Here is a 2,603-nt window from a genome sequence, read left to right as displayed (position 1 = left end):
GCGGTTCACTGCATCGCCGACTGCGGCGCGGCGGTTTTCGCCGGTGAAGTGATAAAACGGTCTACCGCCTCCATCGTTACAAAGGTACAGCTACAGTGAATATTCGTGCATTGATGGTAGCGCTCCTTGGTGTTCTCGCTGAGATAACGACTGGTGCGCGCATGCGCCGCGTGTTGACACTTTGGACAATGAAACATTAGTCACCCCTTGAATTCCCATAAAGTGAATTAATGATAGCCATAAAATCACAAAAAGAAAATCAAATTATTCACTAATTTCATATTCAACCCCTGCAATATCCACCTCAAGCGACAACGTAGTGGTGTAGCCCCGCGCACTGAGCAAATGAACCACTCGCGTGATAATCCATGGCTGATCGTTAATAACCGGCTTAAATCCCGTCAGCCTGACGGGCATTTCCGGGTAAAGGTCTGCCCAACCTGTCGCCAGATTTAGTGAGAGTTCCGCCGCGCCGCGCTGTAAGCTCTCCCATTTTGCTTGTGCGGCCCGTATCGCTTCAGACTTTGTTGCGAAGGTTGTCGTCAGCGCAAATACGTTATCCGGCTCTCCCACCATATAAGGTGCTTGCTGCGTCTTTTGCGTTGCGGAGCTACCGGACGCTACAGGCTGCTGTGCTTTCGGATGCTGCTGAGCCGTTGATACCGGCTTTTCAAATTTGCGCGTCGTGGACACCTGTTGCTGTTGCTGCTTCGGGTCGTTGGTATCAAGCCACTTTGCCGTCACGCCGGTGTAGTTAAAACGATCGGCAATGGAGAACTCATGTCGATCGCCTTCGCTACGCGCAATCGTTATCTCCTGGATCGGCTTGCTGCTGGCCGTCACGCGTCGGCCCGCCTGTAACATCAGCAGCTTTCCTGCTTTGATCGAAACCTCTCCGCCGTTCCGCCCGGCGAGCCGGGTCAGAAATTTTGCATCAGACTCCTGCGACTGGTCGATGTGCGGAATGACAATATTCGCCAGCGCCGGCACAACGCTGGCGGTCAGGTGATTACGTGCGGCAATGGCTTCGGCGATAGCGCCCAGCGTCTGGTCGTGCCAGGCCTGCTCGCGCCGTGAATTGAGCGAGCCGCGAATGTCCGCGCTGGAGGCGTGAAGAGTTATCCTGTCGGGCGCGCCCACATGGGTAATGCGATCAACGGTAAAGTCACCCTTTCCAATCAGCGACTGCCCTCTCCAGCCCAGAAAAAGCGTCAGCCGCTCGCCGCGCGTCGGCAGTTCGACCCGTCCGTCGCTATCGTCCAGTTCAATCGTAAGCTCATCGGCCTCCAGGCTACGATTATCGGTCATGGTCAGGCTGATCAGTCGATCGCTGAAATTGGGCGTAATATCGCGTCCGTCGAGCCTGAGGATATAGTCGGGCGCCCGCACGCGGGCAAGGTCATTCGTCAGCGCATTAAGCATCAGCCCATCCCCAGCATGCCGGGCAGCTGATTCGCTATTTTTCCGGCTTTACCAATGAGAATGCTGGCCTGATCGCGGATGTCGCCAAACATCTGTGCCAGCGACTCATCCACGCGCGTCAGCGACAGGCTGAAATCGATTTTGCGCGGTGTGCCATCGGCAAAAAACTCACTGCCGGTCTCAGTGACGTTGCTGATAACGTACATACCGTAAATCGTGCCGTTGCCATCGAGCAGCGGCCAGGCGCGGCCCTGCTCAGCCATCAGCCGCACCGCCGTCAGGCTCAGTTTGCCGCCGGTCAGCTCGGTATAAAGCGAGCCGTCAAGCTGGACTTTCTCCTCACCGGCGCCGAGAAACTGGTACGCATCGCGCTTGCCGACGCGCGAGTTTGACTGCCACTGATATGCTGCATTACGCTGCAAATTCTGATAGGGCAATGTCTGACGCATAAAAACGAACATACCCAGTGCAAGCATCATTTTCTTATCCTCCTTAGCCGTTGTTGATCAGGCTTGAGTAATTGCGATTGGCCTTCTCGCGCTCGGCTCTGGCCAACTCTTCGCGTACCCTGCGTGGGAGATCGTCAGCCGTCGCAGCCTCGCCGTTAAACGTGAGGTTGTAGGTACTGCTGCTCCGATCGGTATAACTCTTGCCGCCCGCCACCGTTGCCGGTTGATAACCCTGATAGACGTTAAGCGAGCTGGTCGCCTGAATGTAGCTGCCGCTCTGCATGGCGACATCGGCCCTCGACGAAGTCTGATCAAGCTTGCGGGACGCTTTGTCGACCAGACCGAGTTTTTCCAGCACCCAGTCGATGCCGCCGCGCAGGGTATCCAACGCGGTCAACGGCAGCAGCAGCGCATCAGCCAGCGCCTGGCCGAAAACCACACCTGCATTCTGAAAACCGTTAAGCGTTTCCTGGCTGGATTTAACCGGCGCGATGAGGTTACTGAACCCCTGCCACACGCTTTGCAACGCCTCGCTGATGGCGCCCAGCACCGGCTCAAGGGGCGCGAACATCTCGCCAACCGGCCCGAATGCCGCCGCCAGGCCCTGAACCACGCCGCCAAAGAATGCGCTAATCGGCTCCCAGTATTTGCGGATCAGCAGCGCGCCGGCGGCAACGGCGGCGACCACGGCAATAACCGGCCAGGTCAGGGAGCCGATCGCCACACCGATCC

Annotated in this window: 3 protein-coding genes and 1 pseudogene; all 4 read right to left on the bottom strand. The window is 57.2% G+C overall.

The window, feature by feature from the left end:
• Positions 1-5 precede the first annotated feature (5 nt).
• Positions 6-197, bottom strand: a complete 192-nt coding sequence (locus GS12_RS22560) for an ogr/Delta-like zinc finger family protein (RefSeq protein ID WP_034951214.1) — start codon at positions 195-197, stop codon at positions 6-8.
• A gap of 67 nt (positions 198-264) precedes the next feature.
• Positions 265-1,422, bottom strand: a complete 1,158-nt coding sequence (locus tag GS12_RS22555) for a phage late control D family protein (protein ID WP_034951212.1) — start codon at positions 1,420-1,422, stop codon at positions 265-267.
• A complete protein-coding gene (locus GS12_RS22550; RefSeq protein WP_034911919.1) occupies positions 1,422-1,901 on the bottom strand; it encodes a phage tail protein in 480 nt (159 codons plus the stop codon). Before GS12_RS22550 ends, GS12_RS22555 begins: the two co-directional genes overlap by 1 nt.
• 13 nt (positions 1,902-1,914) lie before the next feature.
• Positions 1,915-2,603 (bottom strand): annotated as a pseudogene (locus tag GS12_RS22545) (phage tail tape measure protein); the annotation flags it as partial.

Origin of the sequence: Erwinia oleae, from assembly GCF_000770305.1 — a bacterium.
Classification (GTDB): domain Bacteria; phylum Pseudomonadota; class Gammaproteobacteria; order Enterobacterales; family Enterobacteriaceae; genus Erwinia; species Erwinia oleae.
This window is presented reverse-complemented; position numbering and strand designations above follow the sequence as displayed.

Bases quoted from the DNA above. Each gene is read 5' to 3' on its own strand.
- GS12_RS22560 (WP_034951214.1), bottom strand. From the start codon at position 197: ATGTTTCATTGTCCAAAGTGTCAACACGCGGCGCATGCGCGCACCAGT.
- GS12_RS22555 (WP_034951212.1), bottom strand. From the start codon at position 1,422: ATGCTTAATGCGCTGACGAATGACCTTGCCCGCGTGCGGGCGCCCGAC.
- GS12_RS22550 (WP_034911919.1), bottom strand. From the start codon at position 1,901: ATGATGCTTGCACTGGGTATGTTCGTTTTTATGCGTCAGACATTGCCC.